The organism is Brachybacterium sp. UNK5269 (assembly GCF_049266655.1).
GTDB lineage: Bacteria > Actinomycetota > Actinomycetes > Actinomycetales > Dermabacteraceae > Brachybacterium.
This window is the reverse complement of record NZ_CP184883.1, coordinates 2,476,230-2,494,204: the sequence shown is the minus strand read 5'-3', so window position 1 is coordinate 2,494,204 and position 17,975 is coordinate 2,476,230. Positions and strand designations below refer to the sequence as shown.

At 74.3% G+C, this 17,975-nt stretch carries 14 protein-coding genes; 8 read left to right on the top strand and 6 right to left on the bottom strand.

Going from position 1 to position 17,975, the window contains the following annotated elements:
• Positions 1–169: 169 nt before the first annotated feature.
• The 6 genes from ACOJUI_RS11670 (at position 170) to ACOJUI_RS11645 (ending at position 7,600) form a co-directional block, all read left to right on the top strand.
• Entirely contained in the window at positions 170–1,285 is a 1,116-nt protein-coding gene (locus tag ACOJUI_RS11670) for a BMP family lipoprotein (protein ID WP_422115129.1), read from the top strand.
• A gap of 104 nt (positions 1,286–1,389) precedes the next feature.
• A complete protein-coding gene (locus ACOJUI_RS11665) occupies positions 1,390–2,961 on the top strand; it encodes an ABC transporter ATP-binding protein (RefSeq protein WP_422115128.1) in 1,572 nt (523 codons plus the stop codon).
• The gene (locus ACOJUI_RS11660) at positions 2,958–4,481 is read left to right on the top strand and encodes an ABC transporter permease (RefSeq protein ID WP_422115127.1); all 1,524 of its coding nucleotides are present in this window, start codon (positions 2,958–2,960) and stop codon (positions 4,479–4,481) included. The genes ACOJUI_RS11665 and ACOJUI_RS11660 overlap by 4 nt, the downstream gene beginning before the upstream one ends.
• On the top strand, positions 4,478–5,815 hold the full coding sequence (locus tag ACOJUI_RS11655; protein WP_422115126.1) for an ABC transporter permease: 1,338 nt from the start codon (positions 4,478–4,480) through the stop codon (positions 5,813–5,815). The genes ACOJUI_RS11660 and ACOJUI_RS11655 overlap by 4 nt, the downstream gene beginning before the upstream one ends.
• 32 nt (positions 5,816–5,847) lie before the next feature.
• The gene (locus ACOJUI_RS11650; protein WP_422115125.1) at positions 5,848–6,291 is read left to right on the top strand and encodes a cytidine deaminase; all 444 of its coding nucleotides are present in this window, start codon (positions 5,848–5,850) and stop codon (positions 6,289–6,291) included.
• Positions 6,275–7,600, top strand: a complete 1,326-nt coding sequence (locus ACOJUI_RS11645; RefSeq protein WP_422115124.1) for a thymidine phosphorylase — start codon at positions 6,275–6,277, stop codon at positions 7,598–7,600. The genes ACOJUI_RS11650 and ACOJUI_RS11645 overlap by 17 nt, the downstream gene beginning before the upstream one ends.
• A 63-nt stretch (positions 7,601–7,663) precedes the next feature.
• On the opposite strand, the gene ACOJUI_RS11640 is transcribed toward ACOJUI_RS11645, so the two are convergent.
• Positions 7,664–8,725 carry an NUDIX domain-containing protein gene (locus tag ACOJUI_RS11640; protein WP_422115123.1) on the bottom strand — a complete coding sequence of 354 codons (1,062 nt, stop codon included), beginning with the start codon at positions 8,723–8,725 and terminating at the stop codon, positions 7,664–7,666.
• A gap of 128 nt (positions 8,726–8,853) precedes the next feature.
• On the opposite strand from ACOJUI_RS11640, the gene deoC reads away from it, so the two are divergent.
• Complete coding sequence (gene deoC / locus ACOJUI_RS11635) at positions 8,854–9,519, top strand: deoxyribose-phosphate aldolase (RefSeq protein WP_422115122.1); 666 nt, start codon at positions 8,854–8,856, stop codon at positions 9,517–9,519.
• 31 nt (positions 9,520–9,550) lie between these two features.
• On the opposite strand, the gene ACOJUI_RS11630 is transcribed toward deoC, so the two are convergent.
• Together ACOJUI_RS11630 and ACOJUI_RS11625 are read right to left on the bottom strand one after the other, a co-directional pair.
• Positions 9,551–11,290 (bottom strand): phospho-sugar mutase, encoded by a 1,740-nt coding sequence (locus ACOJUI_RS11630; protein ID WP_422115121.1) that lies wholly within the window; start codon positions 11,288–11,290, stop codon positions 9,551–9,553.
• The gene (locus ACOJUI_RS11625) at positions 11,287–12,141 is read right to left on the bottom strand and encodes a purine-nucleoside phosphorylase (protein WP_422115120.1); all 855 of its coding nucleotides are present in this window, start codon (positions 12,139–12,141) and stop codon (positions 11,287–11,289) included. The genes ACOJUI_RS11630 and ACOJUI_RS11625 overlap by 4 nt, the downstream gene beginning before the upstream one ends.
• A gap of 79 nt (positions 12,142–12,220) precedes the next feature.
• Between ACOJUI_RS11625 and ACOJUI_RS11620 the strand changes: the two genes are divergently transcribed.
• Positions 12,221–13,699 (top strand): NAD(P)H-quinone dehydrogenase, encoded by a 1,479-nt coding sequence (locus ACOJUI_RS11620; RefSeq protein ID WP_422115119.1) that lies wholly within the window; start codon positions 12,221–12,223, stop codon positions 13,697–13,699.
• Between the two features lie 6 nt (positions 13,700–13,705).
• On the opposite strand, the gene ACOJUI_RS11615 is transcribed toward ACOJUI_RS11620, so the two are convergent.
• Genes ACOJUI_RS11615 through ACOJUI_RS11605 form a run of 3 tightly spaced genes read right to left on the bottom strand, consistent with a single transcriptional unit; the run spans position 13,706 to position 17,946 of the window.
• On the bottom strand, positions 13,706–15,487 hold the full coding sequence (locus tag ACOJUI_RS11615) for an acetyl/propionyl/methylcrotonyl-CoA carboxylase subunit alpha (RefSeq protein ID WP_422115118.1): 1,782 nt from the start codon (positions 15,485–15,487) through the stop codon (positions 13,706–13,708).
• A 57-nt stretch (positions 15,488–15,544) separates the two neighbouring features.
• On the bottom strand, positions 15,545–16,261 hold the full coding sequence (locus tag ACOJUI_RS11610; RefSeq protein ID WP_422115117.1) for a Maf family protein: 717 nt from the start codon (positions 16,259–16,261) through the stop codon (positions 15,545–15,547).
• Positions 16,258–17,946, bottom strand: coding sequence for a DUF885 domain-containing protein (locus tag ACOJUI_RS11605; protein ID WP_422115116.1), 1,689 nt, complete (start codon positions 17,944–17,946; stop codon positions 16,258–16,260). Before ACOJUI_RS11605 ends, ACOJUI_RS11610 begins: the two co-directional genes overlap by 4 nt.
• Positions 17,947–17,975 lie beyond the last annotated feature (29 nt).

Below are 17,975 nucleotides of genomic sequence, written 5' to 3'. Positions count from 1 at the left end.
GTCCCGGGCCCCTCTGCTCCCGCGTCGATTTCATAACGGTTCCCCCCGCGCGGCCCGCGGCCCTCCTCCGGCGCCCCGCACGGGGCTATGGTCCGAATCGCACCGCGACAGCGCTGTCGTCGACGACCCCACCGGGGCGCACCGCCCCCGAGTCCACCGGAGGAACATCATGAAGAGCATCACGCGTGCGCTCGCCCTGGCCGGCGCCGGCGCCCTGACCCTCGCCGCCTGCGGCACCGCCCCCGAGGAGAGCAGCGGCGGCGGCTCCGGCGGCAGCGATGCCGGTGGCGCCGACTACAAGGCCTGCATGGTCTCGGACGCGGGCGGCTGGGACGACAAGTCGTTCAACGAGTCCAGCTACAACGGGCTGATGACCGCGGTGGAGAAGCTCGGCATCGAGCACAACACCGCCGAGTCCACCACCGACTCGGACTTCGCCCCGAACATCAACAACATGGTCACCGAGGGCTGCGACCTCATCATCACCGTCGGCTTCCTGCTCGCGCCGGCCACCGGCGCGGCGGCCCAGGCCAACCCCGACACCGACTTCGCGATCGTCGACTCCGGTCCGCAGGACGCCGACGGCAACCCGATCGAGCTCGAGAACGTCAAGCCCCTCGAGTTCGACACCGCCCAGGCCGCCTTCCTGGCCGGCTACCTCGCCGCCGGGATGACCGAGACCGGCAAGGTCGCCACCTACGGCGGCGTCAACATCCCCACCGTCACCATCTTCATGGACGGCTACGTCGACGGCGTCGCGCACTACAACGAGACCCACGGCACCGCGGTCGAGGTGCTGGGCTGGAACAAGCAGACCCAGGAGGGCTCCATCGTGGGCACCTTCGAGGACCAGTCCAAGGGCAAGGCCGTCTCCGACGAGTTCTACAACGCCGGCGCGGACATCGTGATGCCGGTGGCCGGTCCGGTCGGGGCGGGCACCCTGGCCTCCGCCAAGGAGGGCGAGGACCGCACCGTGATCTGGGTCGACGCCGACGGCTACGAGACCAACGCCTCCGACCCCGAGGCGCAGTCGGTCATCCTCACCTCCGTGATGAAGGAGATGTCCGTGGGCGTCGAGGACGTCATCACCGGCGCCGCCGGCGGCGAGTTCGACGGCACCCCGTACGTCGGCACCCTCGAGAACGGCGGCGTGGGCCTGGCCCCCTTCCACGACTTCGAGGACGATGTCCCCGCCGAGCTCAGCGAGGAGCTGGAGGCGCTCCAGCAGGAGATCATCGACGGCTCCGTGGTCGTCGAGTCCGAGGCCTCGCCCGCCGGGGTGTGAGCCGCTGACCTGCGCGCGGTCCCCGCCCGTGAGGGCGGGGACCGCGCTCGGGTCTCAGAACCATCCGGCCGACGCGCGTGTCGGCACCGACGGAAGCGAGTGCTGTGAAGCTCGAACTGCGCGGGATCACGAAGACCTTCGGGAGCTTCGTGGCCAACGACGCCATCGACCTCGTCGTCGAGCCCGGCGAGATCCACTCGCTGCTGGGCGAGAACGGCGCCGGCAAGTCGACCCTGATGAACGTGCTGTACGGGCTGTACCGGCCCGACGGCGGGCAGATCGTGATCGACGGCCGACCGGTCTCCTTCGCCGACCCCGGCGATGCGATGGCCGCGGGGATCGGGATGGTCCACCAGCACTTCATGCTGGTGCCGGTCTTCACCGTCGCCGAGAACATGGTGCTGGGCCGGGAGCCCACCCGGGGCGGTCTGCTGGACCTGGGCGCCGCGCGGGCGCTGGTGCGGGAGATCTCCGCCCGCTTCGGCTTCGACCTGGACCCCGACGCGCTGGTCGAGGACCTCCCCGTCGGCGCCCAGCAGCGCGTCGAGATCATCAAGGCCCTCAGCCGCCGCGCCGAGGTGCTGGTGCTGGACGAGCCCACCGCCGTGCTCACCCCGCACGAGACCGACGAGCTGATGGAGATCATGCGTCAGCTGCGCGACGAGGGCACCTCGATCGTGTTCATCACGCACAAGCTGCGCGAGGTCAAGGCCGTCTCCGACCGCATCACCGTGATCCGTCGCGGCCGGGTCGTGGCCCAGGCCGACCCCTCGGCCGACCAGGCGGAGCTCGCCTCCCTGATGGTGGGCCGCCAGGTGTCCCTGGCCCAGGACAAGGCACCGGCCGCCCCCGGCGAGATCGCCCTGGCGGTCAGGGACCTGCGGGTCACCGACGCCGCCGGGATCCGCACCCTGGACGGGGTGACCTTCGACGTCCGCCACGGCGAGGTGCTGGCCATCGCCGGCGTGCAGGGCAACGGCCAGACCGAGCTCACCGAGGCGCTGCTGGGACTGCAGCCCACCGTCCACGGCTCCGCCACCCTCGAGGGCCGCGAGCTGGTCGGTCGCAGCACCAAGCAGATCCTCGACGCCGGGATCGGCTTCGTCCCCGAGGACCGCACCCACGACGCCCTGGTGGCCGACTTCTCCGTCGCCGAGAACCTGGTGCTGGACCGGCACGACCGCCCGCCCTTCGGCAATGCGCTGGCCATGTCCCCGAAGGTCTTGCGCGAGAACGCCGAGCGGCTGATCCCCGAGTTCGACATCCGCACGGAATCGCCGGCGTCGGCAGTATCCACCTTGTCCGGCGGCAACCAGCAGAAGGTGGTCATGGCCCGGGCGCTCCACCGCGAGCTCGCCCTGCTGCTGGCCAGCCAGCCCACCCGCGGCGTCGACGTCGGCTCCATCGAGTTCCTGCACCGGCGGATCCTCGACGAGCGCGACAAGGGCACCCCCGTCATCATCGTCTCCACCGAGCTCGACGAGGTCACCGAGCTCGCCGACCGCATCGCCGTCATGTACCGCGGCAGGATCCTCGGGATCGTGCCCGGGGACGAGGACCGCGACGTGCTGGGCCTGATGATGGCCGGCTATACCGTGGACGCCGCCCGTGACGCCGTGAGGGCGGGTGCCCGCACCGCGGACTCCCAGCTCGCCGACGAAGGAGAGATCGTATGAGCGCCGTCGCGGCCGACACCGGGTCCACCGCCTCCGCCCCCGGCGTCGGCGCGGGCAGCAGCGACACCCCGCCGCCGCCCGAGACCGCCGCCGAGACCGCCCTGGCCAGGACGCTGCAGTCGATCGCCCGCAGCGACCTGCTGGTGGTGGTGATGAGCTTCGTGTTCGCCTTCCTGATCGGCTCGGTGCTGATCGTCATCGCGAACGAGGAGGTCCGCGCGACCCTCGGCTACTTCGTCGACCGGCCCAGCGATGCGCTGACCGCCATCTGGCAGTCGGTCACCCAGGCCTACGGCGCGATGTTCCGCGGCGCGATCTTCGACGGCGTCGGCTTCTCCCGGGCCGCCGAGGGCGTCCGCGAGGCGGGCGGCTCCGGCACCTACGTGCTGCTGCCGGCGCTCGCCGCCGGTCTGCGCCCCCTGACCGAGACCCTCACCGTCGCCACCCCGCTGATCATCGCCGCCGCCGGCATGGCCGTCAGCTTCCGCGCCGGCCTGTTCAACATCGGCGGCACCGGCCAGCTGATCGTCGGCGCGATGGCGGCCGGCTACCTCGGCTTCACCTTCGACCTGCCCCTCGTGCTGCACCTGCTGGCCTGCCTGCTGGGCGGCGTCCTGGCCGGGGCCCTGTGGGGCGGCATCGCCGGCTTCCTCAAGGCCCGCTTCGGCGCCAACGAGGTCATCAGCACCATCATGCTGAACTGGATCGCGACCTACCTGCTGTTCTTCGCGCTGAAGACGGCGGCGTTCACCGGCGCCAACCAGTCCCAGCCCACCTCGCCCTCGATCCGCGAGAACGCCACCCTGCCGCTGCTGCTGGGCGAGGGGTTCCGCCTCCACGCGGGCCTGCTCATCGCCGCCGGCGCCGCCGTGCTGCTGTGGTGGCTGATGAGCCGCTCCACCATCGGCTTCCACTTCCGCGCGGTCGGCTCGAACCCGCGCGCCGCGCAGGTCGCCGGCATCTCCCCGTCCCGCACCGCCTTCCTGGTGCTCGCCGTCGCCGGCGCCCTGGTGGGCCTGGCCGGCGCCGTGCACGTGCTGGGCACCGAACGGCGCCTGACCGAGGGGGTGGCCGGCAACATCGGCTTCGACGCGATCACCGTCGCCCTGCTGGGCCGCTCCGGCCCGGTCGGCATCGTGCTGGCCGGATTGCTCTTCGCGGGCCTGTCCACCGGCGGCCGCTTCATGGAGTCCAACCAGGGGGTGCCGCTGGACCTCGTCCAGGTGATCCAGGTGCTGGTGGTGCTGTTCATCGCCGCCCCGCCGCTGGTGCGCACCCTGGTGGGTCTGCGCCGCGTCGACCACCCCGGCGGTGCGGCGCGCCTGCGCCGCGCCCGCCGCGCCCCCCAGGCCGCCCCGGCCGGGGCCACCGCCGGAGCCCCGGCCGCGTCCGCCCCCGGCACCGACCGCTCGCCGATCAGCGACCCTGAGAACGGGACCCGCCCCGATCCGGCCCCGGCGCCGCCACCGTCGAGCGACGGCACCACCGCCCCCACCGACGCGCAGGAGGAGCAGCGATGAGCGCCGCACCCGTGGTCGTCACCGACGACACCGCCGTCGAGAAGAGGCTCGACGACACCCGCCCCCGCAGCTGGTGGCACCTGCCGGCGACCCTGACCGTGATGGGCCTGCTGGCGCTGGTGTTCTTCGGCCTGCGCGGCATCCCGGGCGTCGACTCCGCCTTCGTCCTGGCGCGCGAGAGCGACCTGAACCCCTTCGGCATCGTCCCCGAGCGGGTCGTGCTGCCCTCGCGGGGCGGCGCGATCGGCCTGTCCGTCGTGGCGCTGCTCGCCGCGGCGGGACTGTGGGTGCTCCATGCCCGCAGCGCGCGGCCTCCCGCCCGGGTGCGGATCCCGCTGATCGTCCTGTTCGCCGTGGCCTGGATCCTGGCGTTCATGACCTGGGTGATCTCCCAGCGCGCCCTGGACGTGACCACCCTGCTGCAGGGCACCATCGTGCTCGCGGTGCCGCTGGCCTTCGGCGCCCTCTCCGGCGTGCTCTCCGAGCGCGCCGGCGTCATCAACATCGCCATCGAGGGGCAGCTGCTGTTCGGCGCCTTCGGCGCCACCCTGGTCGGCTCCATGACCGGCAGCGTGTGGCTGGGACTGCTCGCCGCCCCGCTGGTCGCGCTGTTCATGGGGGCGATGCTGGCGCTGTTCGCGGTGGGCTACCAGGTCCAGCAGATCATCGTCGGCGTGGTCCTGAACGTCTTCGCGATCGGTCTGACCTCGTTCTTCTTCGGCACGGTCATGCGCCAGAACCCCGGCGTGTTCAACGCGCCGCTGCGCCTGCCCACGCTGCGGATCCCGCTGCTGGCGGACATCCCCGTCATCGGCCGCATGCTGTTCGAGCAGAACGTGCTGGTCTACCTGATGTGGATCATCGTCGCCGGCCTCACCGTGGCGCTGTTCCGCACCCGCTGGGGCCTGCGCGTCCGCGCCGTCGGGGAGCACCCGCGAGCCGCCGACACCGTCGGCATCGCCGTGAACCGCACCCGCTGGAGCAACGTGCTGCTGGGCGCCGCGGTCGCGGGCCTCGGCGGGGCGACCCTGACCATCGGCACCGGCGTCGCCTTCGGCGAGGAGATGTCCGCCGGCCGCGGATACATCGCCCTGGCGGCGATGATCCTGGGCCGCTACCACCCCGTCGGCGCGCTGCTGGCGGCATTGACCTTCGCCTTCGCCGACTCCCTGCAGCTGCGCCTGGGCACCATGTCCGCCGCCGAGGGCGGCGTCTCGATCCCCGGTGACTTCCTGCTCATGCTCCCGTACATCGTCGCGCTGTTCGCGGTGGCGGGCGTGGTGGGCAGGGTGCGGGTGCCCGCGGCCGACGGCCAGCCCTATGTCAAGCAGTGACGCCGTCACCGCCCCGCACCACGAGGAGCACCATGACCGCCCCTGCTGAGCCCCCCGGCGCCGCCGAGGAGCCCTTCGCCCACCTGCTGGAGGTCGCGTGGCAGCTCGCCGCCCGCGCCTACGCGCCCTACTCCGGCTACGCGGTGGGAGCGGCGGCGCTGGTCGACGACGGCCGGACGGTCTCCGGCTGCAACGTCGAGAACGCCGCCTACGGGGTCGCGCTGTGCGCCGAGTGCGGTCTGATCAGCGAGCTGATCGCCGGCGGCGGCGGACGACTGGTGGCCTTCGCCTGCGTCAACGGCGCGGGCCAGGTGATCATGCCCTGCGGCCGCTGCCGCCAGCTGCTGTCCGAGCACGCCGCCGCCGAGCTGCAGGTCCTGACCCCCCGTGGGGTGCTGGGCATGCACGCGATCCTGCCCCAGGCCTTCGGGGCCGACGACATCGAGGAGATGCGAGACCATGACCGAGACCGCTGAGACCGCTCCCGGCCGCGCAGCCGTCGAGCCCTACGACGTCGTCGACGTCATCCGCACCAAGCGCGACGGCGGCGCCCTCGAGGACGGCCAGATCGACTGGGTCATCGACGCCTACACCCGCGGCGTGGTCGCCGAGCAGCAGATGGCGGCCCTGGCCATGGCCATCTTCCTGCGCGGCATGGAGCGGCGCGAGATCGCCCGCTGGACCGGGGCGATGATCGCCAGCGGCGAGCGGATGGACTTCGGCGCGCTGTCCAAGCCCACCACCGACAAGCACTCCACCGGTGGGGTGGGCGACAAGATCACCCTCCCGCTGGCCCCGCTGGTCGCCTCCTTCGGCGTCGCCGTGCCGCAGCTGTCCGGGCGCGGCCTCGGCCACACCGGCGGCACCCTCGACAAGCTCGAGGCGATCCCCGGCTGGCGCGCCGAGCTCAGCAACGAACAGCTGATGAGGCAGCTCGAGGAGGTGGGCGCGGTGATCTGCGCCGCCGGCTCGGGCCTCGCGCCGGCCGACAAGAAGCTCTACGCCCTGCGCGACGTCACCGGCACCGTCGAGGCGATCCCGCTGATCGCCTCCTCGATCATGTCCAAGAAGATCGCCGAGGGCACGGCCGCCCTCACCCTGGACGTCAAGACCGGCGCCGGCGCCTTCATGCGCGAGGAGGCCGACGCCCGCGAGCTGGCCCGCACCATGGTCGAGCTCGGCACCGACGCCGGGGTGCGCACCGTCGCGCTGCTGACGGACATGTCCGCCCCGCTCGGGCGCACCGCCGGCAACGCCCTGGAGGTGCGGGAGTCCCTCGAGGTGCTCGCCGGCGGCGGCCCGGCCGACGTGGTGGAGCTGACCTGCGCGCTGGCCCGCGAGATGCTCGCCGCCGCGGGGGTGCCGGACGCCGACGTGGAGGCCGCGCTGGCCGACGGCCGCGCCATGGACGCCTGGCGCGCGATGATCTCCGCCCAGGGCGGGGACGTCGACGCGCCGCTGCCCGTGGCCCGGCACGTCGAGGAGTTCCGGGCGCGCGCCGACGGGGTCGTCACCGGGCTGGATGCGATGGGCGTCGGGGTCGCCGCCTGGCGGCTCGGCGCGGGCCGCTCCCGTCCCGGGGAGGCCGTCCAGGCCGCCGCCGGGGTCGAGATCGCCGCGCACCTGGGGGACCCGGTCAGGGCCGGGGACGTCCTGGCGCGCCTGCACACCGACACCCCGGAGCGGATGGCCCGCGCCGTCGCGGCGATCGACGGGGCCTGGACGCTGAGCGCGCCCGGCACCTCGGTGCCCGAGCGCCGGATCGTGCTGGACCGCATCGCCTGACCGGGTGCGCGCGGGGGCGTTCCCGCGGGAGCGCCCCCGCCCTCTCGCTCCGGGCGGCGCCCCTCAGAGCGCCCGCAGCGCCGGCAGCACGTGGTCGGTCATCAGCGGCGCCAGGCGGGTCCCGCGGCCCGGGTCGGCGACGTCGAACCAGCGGTGGTCGGCGAGCTCGGCGCGCACGGTCAGCGGGTCCGGCAGGGGAGCGCGGGTGACGAACACCGTGGAGCGCACGAGGGTGTCGGGCTCGTTCGCGGCCGCCGCCTCGAAGTCGCCGAGCAGCGCGAGCGCGTCCGGGTCCAGGCGCACGCCGAGCTCCTCGTCGACCTCCCGGACCGCCGCCTCGAGCGCGGACTCGCCGCCCTCGAGCTTGCCGCCCACCTGCATGTACGAGCCGGTGCCGCGCTTGCGCACCGCGAGCACCTGGGTGCCGCGCGGACCCTCGCGCAGGAAGCACACCGCGGTGATCCGCAGCACCTCGGGCTCCCTGCCCGGATGCCGCTGATGGGACTCCGCGGCCGCCAGGGCCGTCAGCCGGCGCAGCCGGCGGGTCCCGGCGTGCAGCCCCTCCGGGCGCAGACCGTCGCGGATCCAGCGCTCGGTGGCGGCGCGCTGCTCGCGGGCCAGCGCCCAGCCGCGCCGCAGCAGCGTGACCGGCGGTTTGCGGTGCTCCCGCAGGTCCCGGACCAGGCGCAGGAGGAACACCACGGCCACCGGCCGGCGCAGGACGATCGCATCGGCCAGGAGGCCGGCGGCGGCGAGCGGCGCGATCAGCTCGGCCGCGAAGATCCCCTCGGCGATGATGAGCGGGGCGTCCCCGGCGTCGAGGCGGCCGGTGCCGGTGCGGCGCGATGCCGGGATCGAGTAGACGGGGACCTCGGCGGTGCCGTCGTGGGCGAGGGCGGTGATCGCCTCGAGGGCGGCGCCGGCGTCCCAGGAGGCCGGGTCGTCCCAGTTCACGATGCCGAAGCGATGGGGGAGCCCGGGGTCGTCATGGTCCCGGTAGAAGTCGTCCAGGCCCACGACCGGCAGACCCGAGCGGCGCGACATCTCGCCCTTGCCGCTGCCCGAGGGCCCGGTGAGCAGGACGACGCGCCGGGGCGGGCGGGGACGGGAGCCGGGAGCTGTCACGGCGGTCGAGTCTAGGCGCTGGCGCGACCCGGCCCCCGGCCCCGGGGCGGCGCCGAGCCGGAGTGAGGCGAACTGCTCATCGCCCGCGCCGGATGCGGGGGACGGCGCCGGTCTGCCAAGATCAGCCCATGACGAACACCGATCGCACGCAGCTCGCCGCCCTCATCGACCACACCCTCCTGAAGCCCGAGGCCACCCCCGCCGACGTCACCGCGCTGCTGCGGGAGGCCGAGCAGCTGGGCACCTACTCCGTGTGCGTCTCGCCGTCCATGCTGCCGGTTCGGACCACCGTCAAGGTCGCGACCGTCTGCGGGTTCCCCTCCGGGCAGCACGCCGCCGCGATCAAGGCCGCCGAGGCCGCCGACTCCCTCGCCAAGGGCGCCGACGAGGTGGACATGGTGATCAACGTCGGCCTCGCCCGCGCCGGCGAGTTCGCCGCCGTCGAGGACGAGATCCGCGCCGTGCGCGAGGCCGCGCCGCAGCCGGCGGTGCTGAAGGTGATCATCGAGTCCGCGGCCCTGACCGATGAGCAGATCGTCGCCGTCTGCGAGGCCGCCGAGCGGGCCGGCGCGGACTTCGTCAAGACCTCCACCGGCTTCCACCCCGCCGGCGGGGCCACCGAGCACGCCGTGCAGCTGATGCGCCGCACCGTCGGCGACCGGCTCGGGGTCAAGGCCTCGGGCGGGATCCGCACCCGGGAGGCCGCCGAGGCGATGGTGGCCGCCGGTGCGAGCCGGCTGGGCCTGTCCTCCTCGGCGGCGATCCTCGAGGGCGGGACCGGCTCGGGCTACTGAGGGCTGCCGGGGACCGGCGCCGGCCGGGCCGTCAGGCCTGACCCAGCGCCACCAGCAGCTCGTCCTTCAGCGCCTCGAGGCGCTCGCCGGCGCGGTGGCGGATCATCCGCCGCTGCTCCGGGGAGATTCCGGCAGGGACGTCGTCGACCACCTCGAGGTAGCACTTGAGCTTCGGCTCGGTGCCCGAGGGGCGCACCACCACCCGGGTGTCGTCCCGGGAGAGCAGCAGCAGGCCCTCGGTCGGCGGCAGCCCGGTGGTCGGCACGGACCCCTGCGAGAGGTCGAGGGTGCTGGTGACGTCGGCGCCGAGCAGCTGGGTCGGGGGAGCGCCGCGCAGGTGCTCCATCATGGTGGGGATCTCCGCGAGGCCCGCCACCCGGAGCGACAGCTGCGCGGTCGAGAACAGGCCGTGCTCCGCGGCGAGCTCGTCGAGCCGGTCCACCAGCGTGGTGCCCTCCGCCCGCGCCAGCGCCGCCATCTCCGCCACCATCAGGGCCGCCGACAGGCCGTCCTTGTCGCGCACCACCTCGGGCAGCACGCAGTACCCGATCGCCTCCTCGTAGCCGAAGACGATGCCCGGGGCGCGGGAGATCCACTTGAACCCGGTCAGGGTGGTCGCGGACTCCTGCCCGGCCGCGGCGGCGATCCTGCCCAGCCAGCGGCTGGAGACGATGGACCGGGCCAGGACGCCCTGGTAGCCGTGCCGTCGCAGCAGGTGGTCGCCCAGCAGCACCCCCAGCTCGTCGCCGCTCAGCATCCGCCAGACGCCCCGGTGCGGATCCAGCACCGCGGCGGCGCAGCGGTCGGCGTCGGGGTCGTTGGCGATCACCACGTCGGCCTCGAGGACGCGGGCCCGCGCCAGCGCGAGGTCGATCGCCCCGGGCTCCTCGGGGTTCGGGAAGGCGACGGTGGGGAAGTCCGGATCGGGGTCGGCCTGCTCCGGGACCGTGTGCACGTCCACGAAGCCGGTGCGGTGCAGCGCCGCCAGCGCGGTCTCCGTGCCGACGCCGTGCAGGGCGGTGTGCACGATCCGCACCTCGCGGGGACCGTCGGGGTCCGGCAGCGCGCAGATCGCCTGCAGGTAGTGCTCGCGCAGCTGCTCGCCCAGCAGCTCCCAGCCGCTCTCGGCGACGGGGATCGCGCCGGTGGGGCCGACGGCGGCGATGCGGGCGGCGATCCGCCCGTCCGAGGGCGGGACGATCTGCACGCCGCGGCCGTCGGCCTGCTCGGCGCGGCCGCCGAGGTAGACCTTGTAGCCGTTGTCCGCCGGCGGGTTGTGGGAGGCGGTGACCACGATGCCGGCGTCGGCCCCGAGGTGGCGCACCCCGAAGGCGACCAGCGGGGTGGGGCCGCAGCGCTCGAGCAGCTGCACGCGGCAGCCGGCCGCCGTCAGGATCGCCGCGGAGCGCACGGCGAAGTCCTCGGAGTTGCGGCGGGCGTCGTACCCGATCAGCACCAGCGGCTGCTCGAGCCCGAGGTCGCCGAGCAGGTGGTCGGCGAGACCCCGGGCGGCGCGGGAGACCACGGTGAGGTTCATGCGGTTCGGCCCCGGTCCCATCCGCCCGCGCAGGCCCGCGGTGCCGAACTGCAGATCCGCGCCGAAGGCGTCCTCCAGCTCGGCGATCGCGACGGGCGCCCCGGCCCCGGCCTGTTCGAGCAGGCTGGTCAGCGCGGAGCGGGTGGCGGGGTCGGGGTCGTCCGCGATCCAGGTCTGGACGCGGGAGCGCAGCGCGGCGTCCAGGACTGCCGGGCGCTCGGGGTGGGCGCTCATCGCGTCGGCTCCGTGAGCGGCGCCGCGGCGTCGCCGCCGGTGATGCGGCGGACGGTGCGGGCCAGCAGATCGGAGATGCGGGGGCCGGCGTCGCGGCCGGCCTCGAGCACCTCCTGATGGCTCAGGGCCTGGGCGCTGATGCCGGCGGCGAGGTTCGTGACCAGGGAGATGCCCAGCACGTCCAGGCCGGCCTCGCGCGCCGCGATCGCCTCCAGCGCGGTCGACATGCCGACCAGCGTCGCGCCCATGGTCCGGGCCATCCGCACCTCGGCGGGGGTCTCGTAGGTCGGCCCCTGGAACTGCATGTAGACGCCCTCGTCGAGGCCGGGATCGATCTCGCGGGCGATGTCCCGCAGGGCGGGGGTGTAGAGGTCGGTGAGGTCCACGAAGTTGGCGCCGACCAGCGGGGTGGCGCCGGTGAAGTTGATCTGGTCGGAGATCAGCACCGGGGTGCCGGGGGCCCAGGAGGGGTCGATGCCGCCGCAGCCGTTGGTCAGCACCAGGGTGCGCGCCCCCGCGGCGGCGGCGGTGCGCACGCCGTGCACGACGGCGTCCACGCCGGCGCCCTCGTAGAAGTGGGTGCGGGCGCCGAGCACCAGGGCGCGGGCGCCGCTGCCCTCGACGCGCACCGAGCGCAGGGTGCCCACATGACCGGCCACCGACGGGGGGCGGAAGCCGGGGATGGTGGTGGCGTCGGCCTGCCAGACCGTCTCGCCGAGCAGGTCCGCGGCGCCCGCCCATCCCGAGCCCAGCACCAGTGCCAGGTCGTGGGAGGCGGTGCCGCTGGCCTCGGCGATCGCCGCGGCGGCGTCACGGGCGAGCAGGTACGGGTCAGGGGCGGAATCAGTCATGGACAGAACGTAGCGCAGGCGGCCGTGCCGGGAGACCCGATCCGGCCCCTGCCGGTCCGGGCTTTGCCACAATGGAGCGGTGAGCGATCCCAGCACCGCCCTGCCCTCGGACCCCCGCCGCGTCCTCCGCACCGGTGACCGCTCCCGGGTGGTGATCCTGGGCGGCGGCCCCGGGGGCTACGAGGCCGCCCTGACCGCGGTCCGGCACGGCGCCGAGACGGTCCTGGTCGAGGAGCGGGGCATCGGCGGCGCGGCCGTGCTCACCGATGTGGTGCCCTCGAAGACCCTGATCGCCACGGCCGACGTGCTCGACCAGGTCTCCGGCTCCCAGCAGCTGGGGATCCGGGACGCCGACACCGGCGCCGCCCCGACGGCGCACACCCTGAATGTCGACCTCGCCGCGGTCAACGCGCGGGTCCGGGAGCTGGCGGCCGCGCAGTCGGCCGACATCCGCCGCTCCCTGGTCGAGGCCGGGGTGCAGGTGATCGATGCCCGCGGCCGTCTCGCCGCCCCCGACCGGGTCGAGGTGCTCGAGGCGAGCGGCGCGGTGCGCGGAACCCTCGAGGCCGACGTCGTGCTGCTGTCCGTCGGCGCCCGCCCGCGCGAGCTGGACTCCGCGCCCAGCGACGGCGAGCGGATCCTGAACTGGACCCAGCTCTACGAGCTCGACCACCTGCCCGAGCACCTCGTCGTGGTGGGCTCGGGCGTGACCGGCGCCGAGTTCGCCAGCGCCTACCGGGCCCTGGGCAGCGAGGTCACCCTGGTCTCCTCCCGCGAGACGGTGCTGCCGGGCACCGACGCCGACGCCGCCGGGGTGCTCGAGGAGGCCTTCGCCCGGCGCGGCGTCACGGTCCGCTCCCGCTCCCGCGCCGCCTCCGCGCGCCGCACCGCCGAGGGGGTGGTGGTCACCCTCACCGACGGCTCGGAGATCGCCGGCAGCCATGCGCTGATGGCGCTCGGCGGCATCCCGCGCACCGCCGACCTCGGCCTCGAGCAGGCCGGGGTGCGGGTGCGGGAGAGCGGCCACATCGAGACCGACCGGGTCTCGCGCACCTCGGTGCGGGGCGTGTACGCCGCCGGGGACTGCACCGGGGTGTACCCGCTGGCCTCGGTCGCGGCGATGCAGGGACGCATCGCGATGCACCACGCCCTCGGCGAGGCGGTCTCCCCGCTGATCACCGCCCAGGTCTCCTCCGCGATCTTCACCAGCCCCGAGATCGCGGTGGTGGGCGTCGGCGAGCAGGACGTCCGGCGGGGGGAGACCGCCGGGGAGGTGCTGATGCTGGGACTGGAGACCAACGCGCGCGCGAAGATGCAGGGGCTCACGGAGGGCTTCGTGAAGCTCATCGTGCGGCCCGGCTCCCACACCGTGATCGGGGCGGTGGTGGTGGCGCCCCGGGCCAGCGAGCTGATCCTGCCCTACACGCTCGCCGTCGCCCACCGGCTGACGGCCGAGGAGCTCGCCGGCACCGCCACCATCTACCCCTCGCTGACGGGCTCCTTCACCGAGGTGGCGCGGCGGTGGGCGCTGCGCGGCGAGGACCCCGGCGCGCACTGAGCGGGGTCAGTCCGCGATGCTGCAGAGCACGGCGCCGGCGGAGACCGTGGCGCCGACCTCGGCGTTCAGCCCGGTGACGACGCCCGAGCGGTGCGCGGTGATGGGCTGCTCCATCTTCATCGCCTCGAGCACCACCAGCAGGTCGCCGTCGGAGACGGTCTGGCCCTCCTCGGCGACGACCTTCACGATCGTGCCCTGCATGGGCGCGGCCACCGAGGTGCCGCCGCCGACGGCGGCCTCGCCGACCGCGCGATGGGCGCGCTTGCGGCGCTGGCGCACCGCGGCCTGCGGGGCGCGCAGGGACGCCGGCAGGCTGATCTCGATCCGCCGGCCGTCGACCTCGACCACCACGGCCTCGCGGTCCTCGCCCTCCTCGGGCTGCGCGGGCAGCGGGGCGGCGGGCAGGTCGTTGTCGAACTCCGTCTCGATCCAGCGGGTGTGGACGGAGAAGGGCGTCGCGGGATCGGCAGGGGCGAAGGCCTGGTCGGAGACCACCCGGCGGTGGAAGGGCAGCACGGTGGGGATGCCCTCGATGTGGAACTCCGCGAGCGCGCGGCGGGAGCGCTCGAGCGCCTCCTGCCGGGTCGCGCCGGTGACGACGAGCTTGGCCAGCATGGAGTCGAAGGCGCCGGAGACCTCGTCGCCCGCCCGCACCCCGGACTCGATCCGCACGCCGGGACCGGAGGGGACGTCGTAGCGCTGGATGCGGCCGGGGGCCGGCATGAAGCCGCGGCCGGGGTCCTCGCCGTTGATGCGGAACTCGAAGGAGTGGCCGCGCACCAGCGGGTCCTCGTTGCTGATCCGCTCGCCGGCGGCGATCCGCAGCTGCTCGCGCACCAGGTCCACGCCCGCGACCTCCTCGGTCACCGGGTGCTCGACCTGCAGGCGGGTGTTGACCTCGAGGAAGGAGATGGTGCCGTCGCGGCCCACCAGGAACTCGCAGGTGCCGGCGCCGACGTAGCCGGCCTCCCGCAGGATCGCCTTGGAGGAGGAGACCAGCTGGGCGTTCTGCTGATCGGTGAGGAAGGGCGCGGGCGCCTCCTCGACCAGCTTCTGGTGGCGGCGCTGCAGTGAGCAGTCGCGGGTGGAGACGACCTGCACGTTGCCGTGCGCATCGGCCAGGCACTGCGTCTCGACGTGGCGGGGGGCGTCGAGGTAGCGCTCGACGAAGCACTCGCCGCGGCCGAAGGCGGCGATCGCCTCGCGCACCGCGGAGTCGAACAGCTCGCGCACCTCGGACTCCTCGCGGGCGACCTTCAGCCCGCGCCCGCCGCCGCCGAAGGCCGCCTTGATCGCGATCGGCAGGCCGTTGGCGCGCGCGAAGTCGACCACGTCGTCGGAGTTCTTGACGGGGTCCTTGGTGCCGGCGACCAGGGGCGCGCCGGCCTTCTGGGCGATGTGGCGGGCCGAGACCTTGTCGCCGAGCTTCTCGATCGCCGCCGGCGGCGGACCGATCCAGGTCAGGCCGGCGTCGATCACGGCCTGGGCGAAGTCGGCGCGCTCGGAGAGGAAGCCGTAGCCGGGATGGACCGCGTCCGCCCCGGAGCGGTGCGCGATGTCCAGGATCTTGTCGACGACCAGGTAGGAGCTGGCGGCGGTGGTGCCGCCGAGGGCGTAGGCCTCGTCGGCGATCTGCGTGTGCAGGGCGTCCCGGTCGGGATCGGCGTACACGGCGACGGAGCGCAGGCCCGCGTCCCGGCAGGCCCGTGCGACGCGCACCGCGATCTCTCCACGGTTGGCGATCAGCACCGTGGACAGGGGGCGGGGCTTGGCGGAGCGGGGGGCCATGGGCGGGAGTGTCCTTCCGGGGGAGTCAGCAGAGATCGAGTGTAGTACCGGGCGTGCTCAGGACTGGGCAGGGCCCGCCGCGGACTCGGCCCACAGCTCGTGGACGCTGATGCCGATCTCCGCGAGCATCCTCCGCAGCAGCGGCAGGGAGAGGCCGACGACGGCATGCGGGTCCCCCTCGAGGCGCTCGATGAAGGGGCCGGCCAGGCCGTCGATGGTGAAGCCGCCGGCGACGCCGAGCGGCTCGCCGGTGGCGACGTAGGCGTCGATCTCCGGGTCAGAGAGCTCGGCGAAGGTGACCAGGCAGCTCGCGGTCGCGCCGAAGGTGGCGCCGGTGCCGCCGTCCTCCGGGTCGCGGTCGTCGACCAGCCAGTGCCCGGAGTGGAGCACCCCGGTGCGGCCGCGCATCGCCTGCCAGCGGCTGCGGGCCCGCTCGGGGGTGTGGGGCTTGCCGATCACCTCGCCGTCCAGCTCGAGCATGGAGTCGCAGCCCAGCACCACGTAGCCGCCGTCGCTGCGGGCGGTGGCCGTCTGCGCCTTCTCCCGCGCCGGCAGCAGCACCTCCTCGGCCGGGGTCAGCGCGTCCGCGGCGTCACCCGAGGCGGCGGCGCGCTCACGGGCGGCGGCCAGGAGGGCCTCCTCGTCGAGGTCCACGGGCAGGGCCGAGTGCTCGATGCCGGCCGCGCTCAGCGTGCGGCGACGCCCCGGGGAGGCGGAGGCGAGCAGCAGCAGCGGGTCGTGCTCGGGGTCGACGGCGGGGTGGGGGGTGGTCATCGCAGGGCCTCCTCGAGGACGGACAGGGGCAGGCTGCCGAGCTCCAGGGCGCGGCGGTGGAAGTCCTTCGCGGGCTCGGTGCTGCGGCTGCGCAGCTGCTCCCAGACCCGCTGGCCGATCTTGTAGGACGGCGCCTGGCCGGGCCAGCCCAGGTAGCGGTGCAGCTCGAAGCGCTGCTCGGCCTCGGTCACGCCCCAGTGCTCGCTCATGAAGTCCCAGGCGCGCTGGTAGCTCCACGCTCCGCCCGCGGAGCCGGCCAGGTGCTCGGGCATCGGCAGCTCGCAGTGCAGGCCGATGTCGAGCACCACCCGGCCGGCGCGCATGCGCTGGGCGTCGAGCATCCCGAGCCGGGCGCCGTCGTCGGTGAGGTACCCGAGCTGGTCAATCAGCCGCTCGGCGTACAGGGCCCAGCCCTCGCCGTGGCCGGAGACCCAGCACATCATCGCCCGCCAGCGGTTCAGGGTGCTCGCCTGCAGGGTCTGGGTGCCGACCTGCAGATGGTGACCGGGGACGCCCTCGTGGTAGACGGTGGTGGTCTCCAGCCAGGTGTGGAACTCGGTGGTGGCCGCGGGCACGTCCCACCACATCCGGCCGGGCCGGGTCAGGTCCTCGCTGGGGCCGGTGTAGTAGATGCCGCCCGAGCCGGTCTGCGCGATCCGGCACTCGAGGCGGCGCAGCGGCTCGGGGATGTCGAAGTGGGTGCCGGCGAGCTCCGCGATCGCGCGGTCGCTGAGGTCCTGCATCCAGCTGCGCAGCGCCTCGGTGCCGTGCAGCACCGTGGCCGGGTCGCCGGACAGGGACGCCTTCGCGGCGCGGACCGAGCTGCCGCCGCCGTTGCCGTAGGAGTCGTTGAGGCGCCGGGCGACCTCCTCCTGCTCGGCGACGACGGAGCGCAGCTCCGCCACGCCCCAGGCGTAGGTCTCGTCGATGTCGATCCCGGTGCCCAGGAAGGTGCGGCTCGCGGAGAGGTAGGCGTCCCGGCCGACGGCGTCGACCTCGGGGGCGCGCGGGGCGAGCGCCTCGAGCGCGTCGGCCAGGTCGAGGTAGCCGCGGGCGGCGGTGCGGGCGGCCGCGGCGACGTGCTCGCGCTGGCCGTCCCCGCCCACGGCGCCCTCCGCGAAGGTCGCGAAGAAGCCGTCCGCGGCGGCGTAGCCGCGCGCCTGCTCGGCGCCCAGCAGCAGCTGCCGACGGGCCGAGAGCACCCCGTGGTCGGCGGCCTCCCGCAGCGACTCCACCCAGCTGGACAGCGAGCGCGGCAGGGCGGCCATCCGCTGGGCGATGACCTCCCAGTCCTCGGCGGTCTCGGCGGACATCAGGTCCAGCACGTCGCGGGACTGCAGCGGGGAGGCGAGGTTGTTGACGGCGGCGATGTCGAGCCGCTGCTCGGCGCGCTCGACCTCGAGGCCGAGCCGCTCGGTGAGGGCGGCGCGGGTGACGGTGTCGACGGCGTCCTGGGCGGGCACCTCGGCGATCCGCGCCAGCAGCGTGCGGGCGGCGTCGGTGCGCTCGGCGACCGCGGCGGGGGAGAAGTCGGTGACCTCCCCCTCGTGCCCGGCGATCCCCAGCTCGGTGGCCAGGAAGGGGTCCAGGCGGGCGCTGAGCTCGACGTAGTCGTCGGCCAGTCGGTCCAGGGCGGTGGCCGCGCGGGCGGACGCGCGGGACGCGAGGGAGGAGGTCTCGGGCATGCGCCGCAGTCTAGTGGGGCCGGGTCCCG

Coding starts and splice junctions, on each gene's coding strand:
- ACOJUI_RS11660 (WP_422115127.1), top strand. CDS start 2,958: ATGAGCGCCGTCGCGGCCGACACCGGGTCCACCGCCTCCGCCCCCGGC.
- ACOJUI_RS11630 (WP_422115121.1), bottom strand. CDS start 11,290: ATGAGCGCCCACCCCGAGCGCCCGGCAGTCCTGGACGCCGCGCTGCGC.
- ACOJUI_RS11610 (WP_422115117.1), bottom strand. CDS start 16,261: ATGACCACCCCCCACCCCGCCGTCGACCCCGAGCACGACCCGCTGCTG.
- ACOJUI_RS11605 (WP_422115116.1), bottom strand. CDS start 17,946: ATGCCCGAGACCTCCTCCCTCGCGTCCCGCGCGTCCGCCCGCGCGGCC.
- ACOJUI_RS11655 (WP_422115126.1), top strand. CDS start 4,478: ATGAGCGCCGCACCCGTGGTCGTCACCGACGACACCGCCGTCGAGAAG.
- ACOJUI_RS11670 (WP_422115129.1), top strand. CDS start 170: ATGAAGAGCATCACGCGTGCGCTCGCCCTGGCCGGCGCCGGCGCCCTG.
- ACOJUI_RS11645 (WP_422115124.1), top strand. CDS start 6,275: ATGACCGAGACCGCTGAGACCGCTCCCGGCCGCGCAGCCGTCGAGCCC.
- ACOJUI_RS11650 (WP_422115125.1), top strand. CDS start 5,848: ATGACCGCCCCTGCTGAGCCCCCCGGCGCCGCCGAGGAGCCCTTCGCC.
- ACOJUI_RS11625 (WP_422115120.1), bottom strand. CDS start 12,141: ATGACTGATTCCGCCCCTGACCCGTACCTGCTCGCCCGTGACGCCGCC.
- deoC (WP_422115122.1), top strand. CDS start 8,854: ATGACGAACACCGATCGCACGCAGCTCGCCGCCCTCATCGACCACACC.
- ACOJUI_RS11615 (WP_422115118.1), bottom strand. CDS start 15,487: ATGGCCCCCCGCTCCGCCAAGCCCCGCCCCCTGTCCACGGTGCTGATC.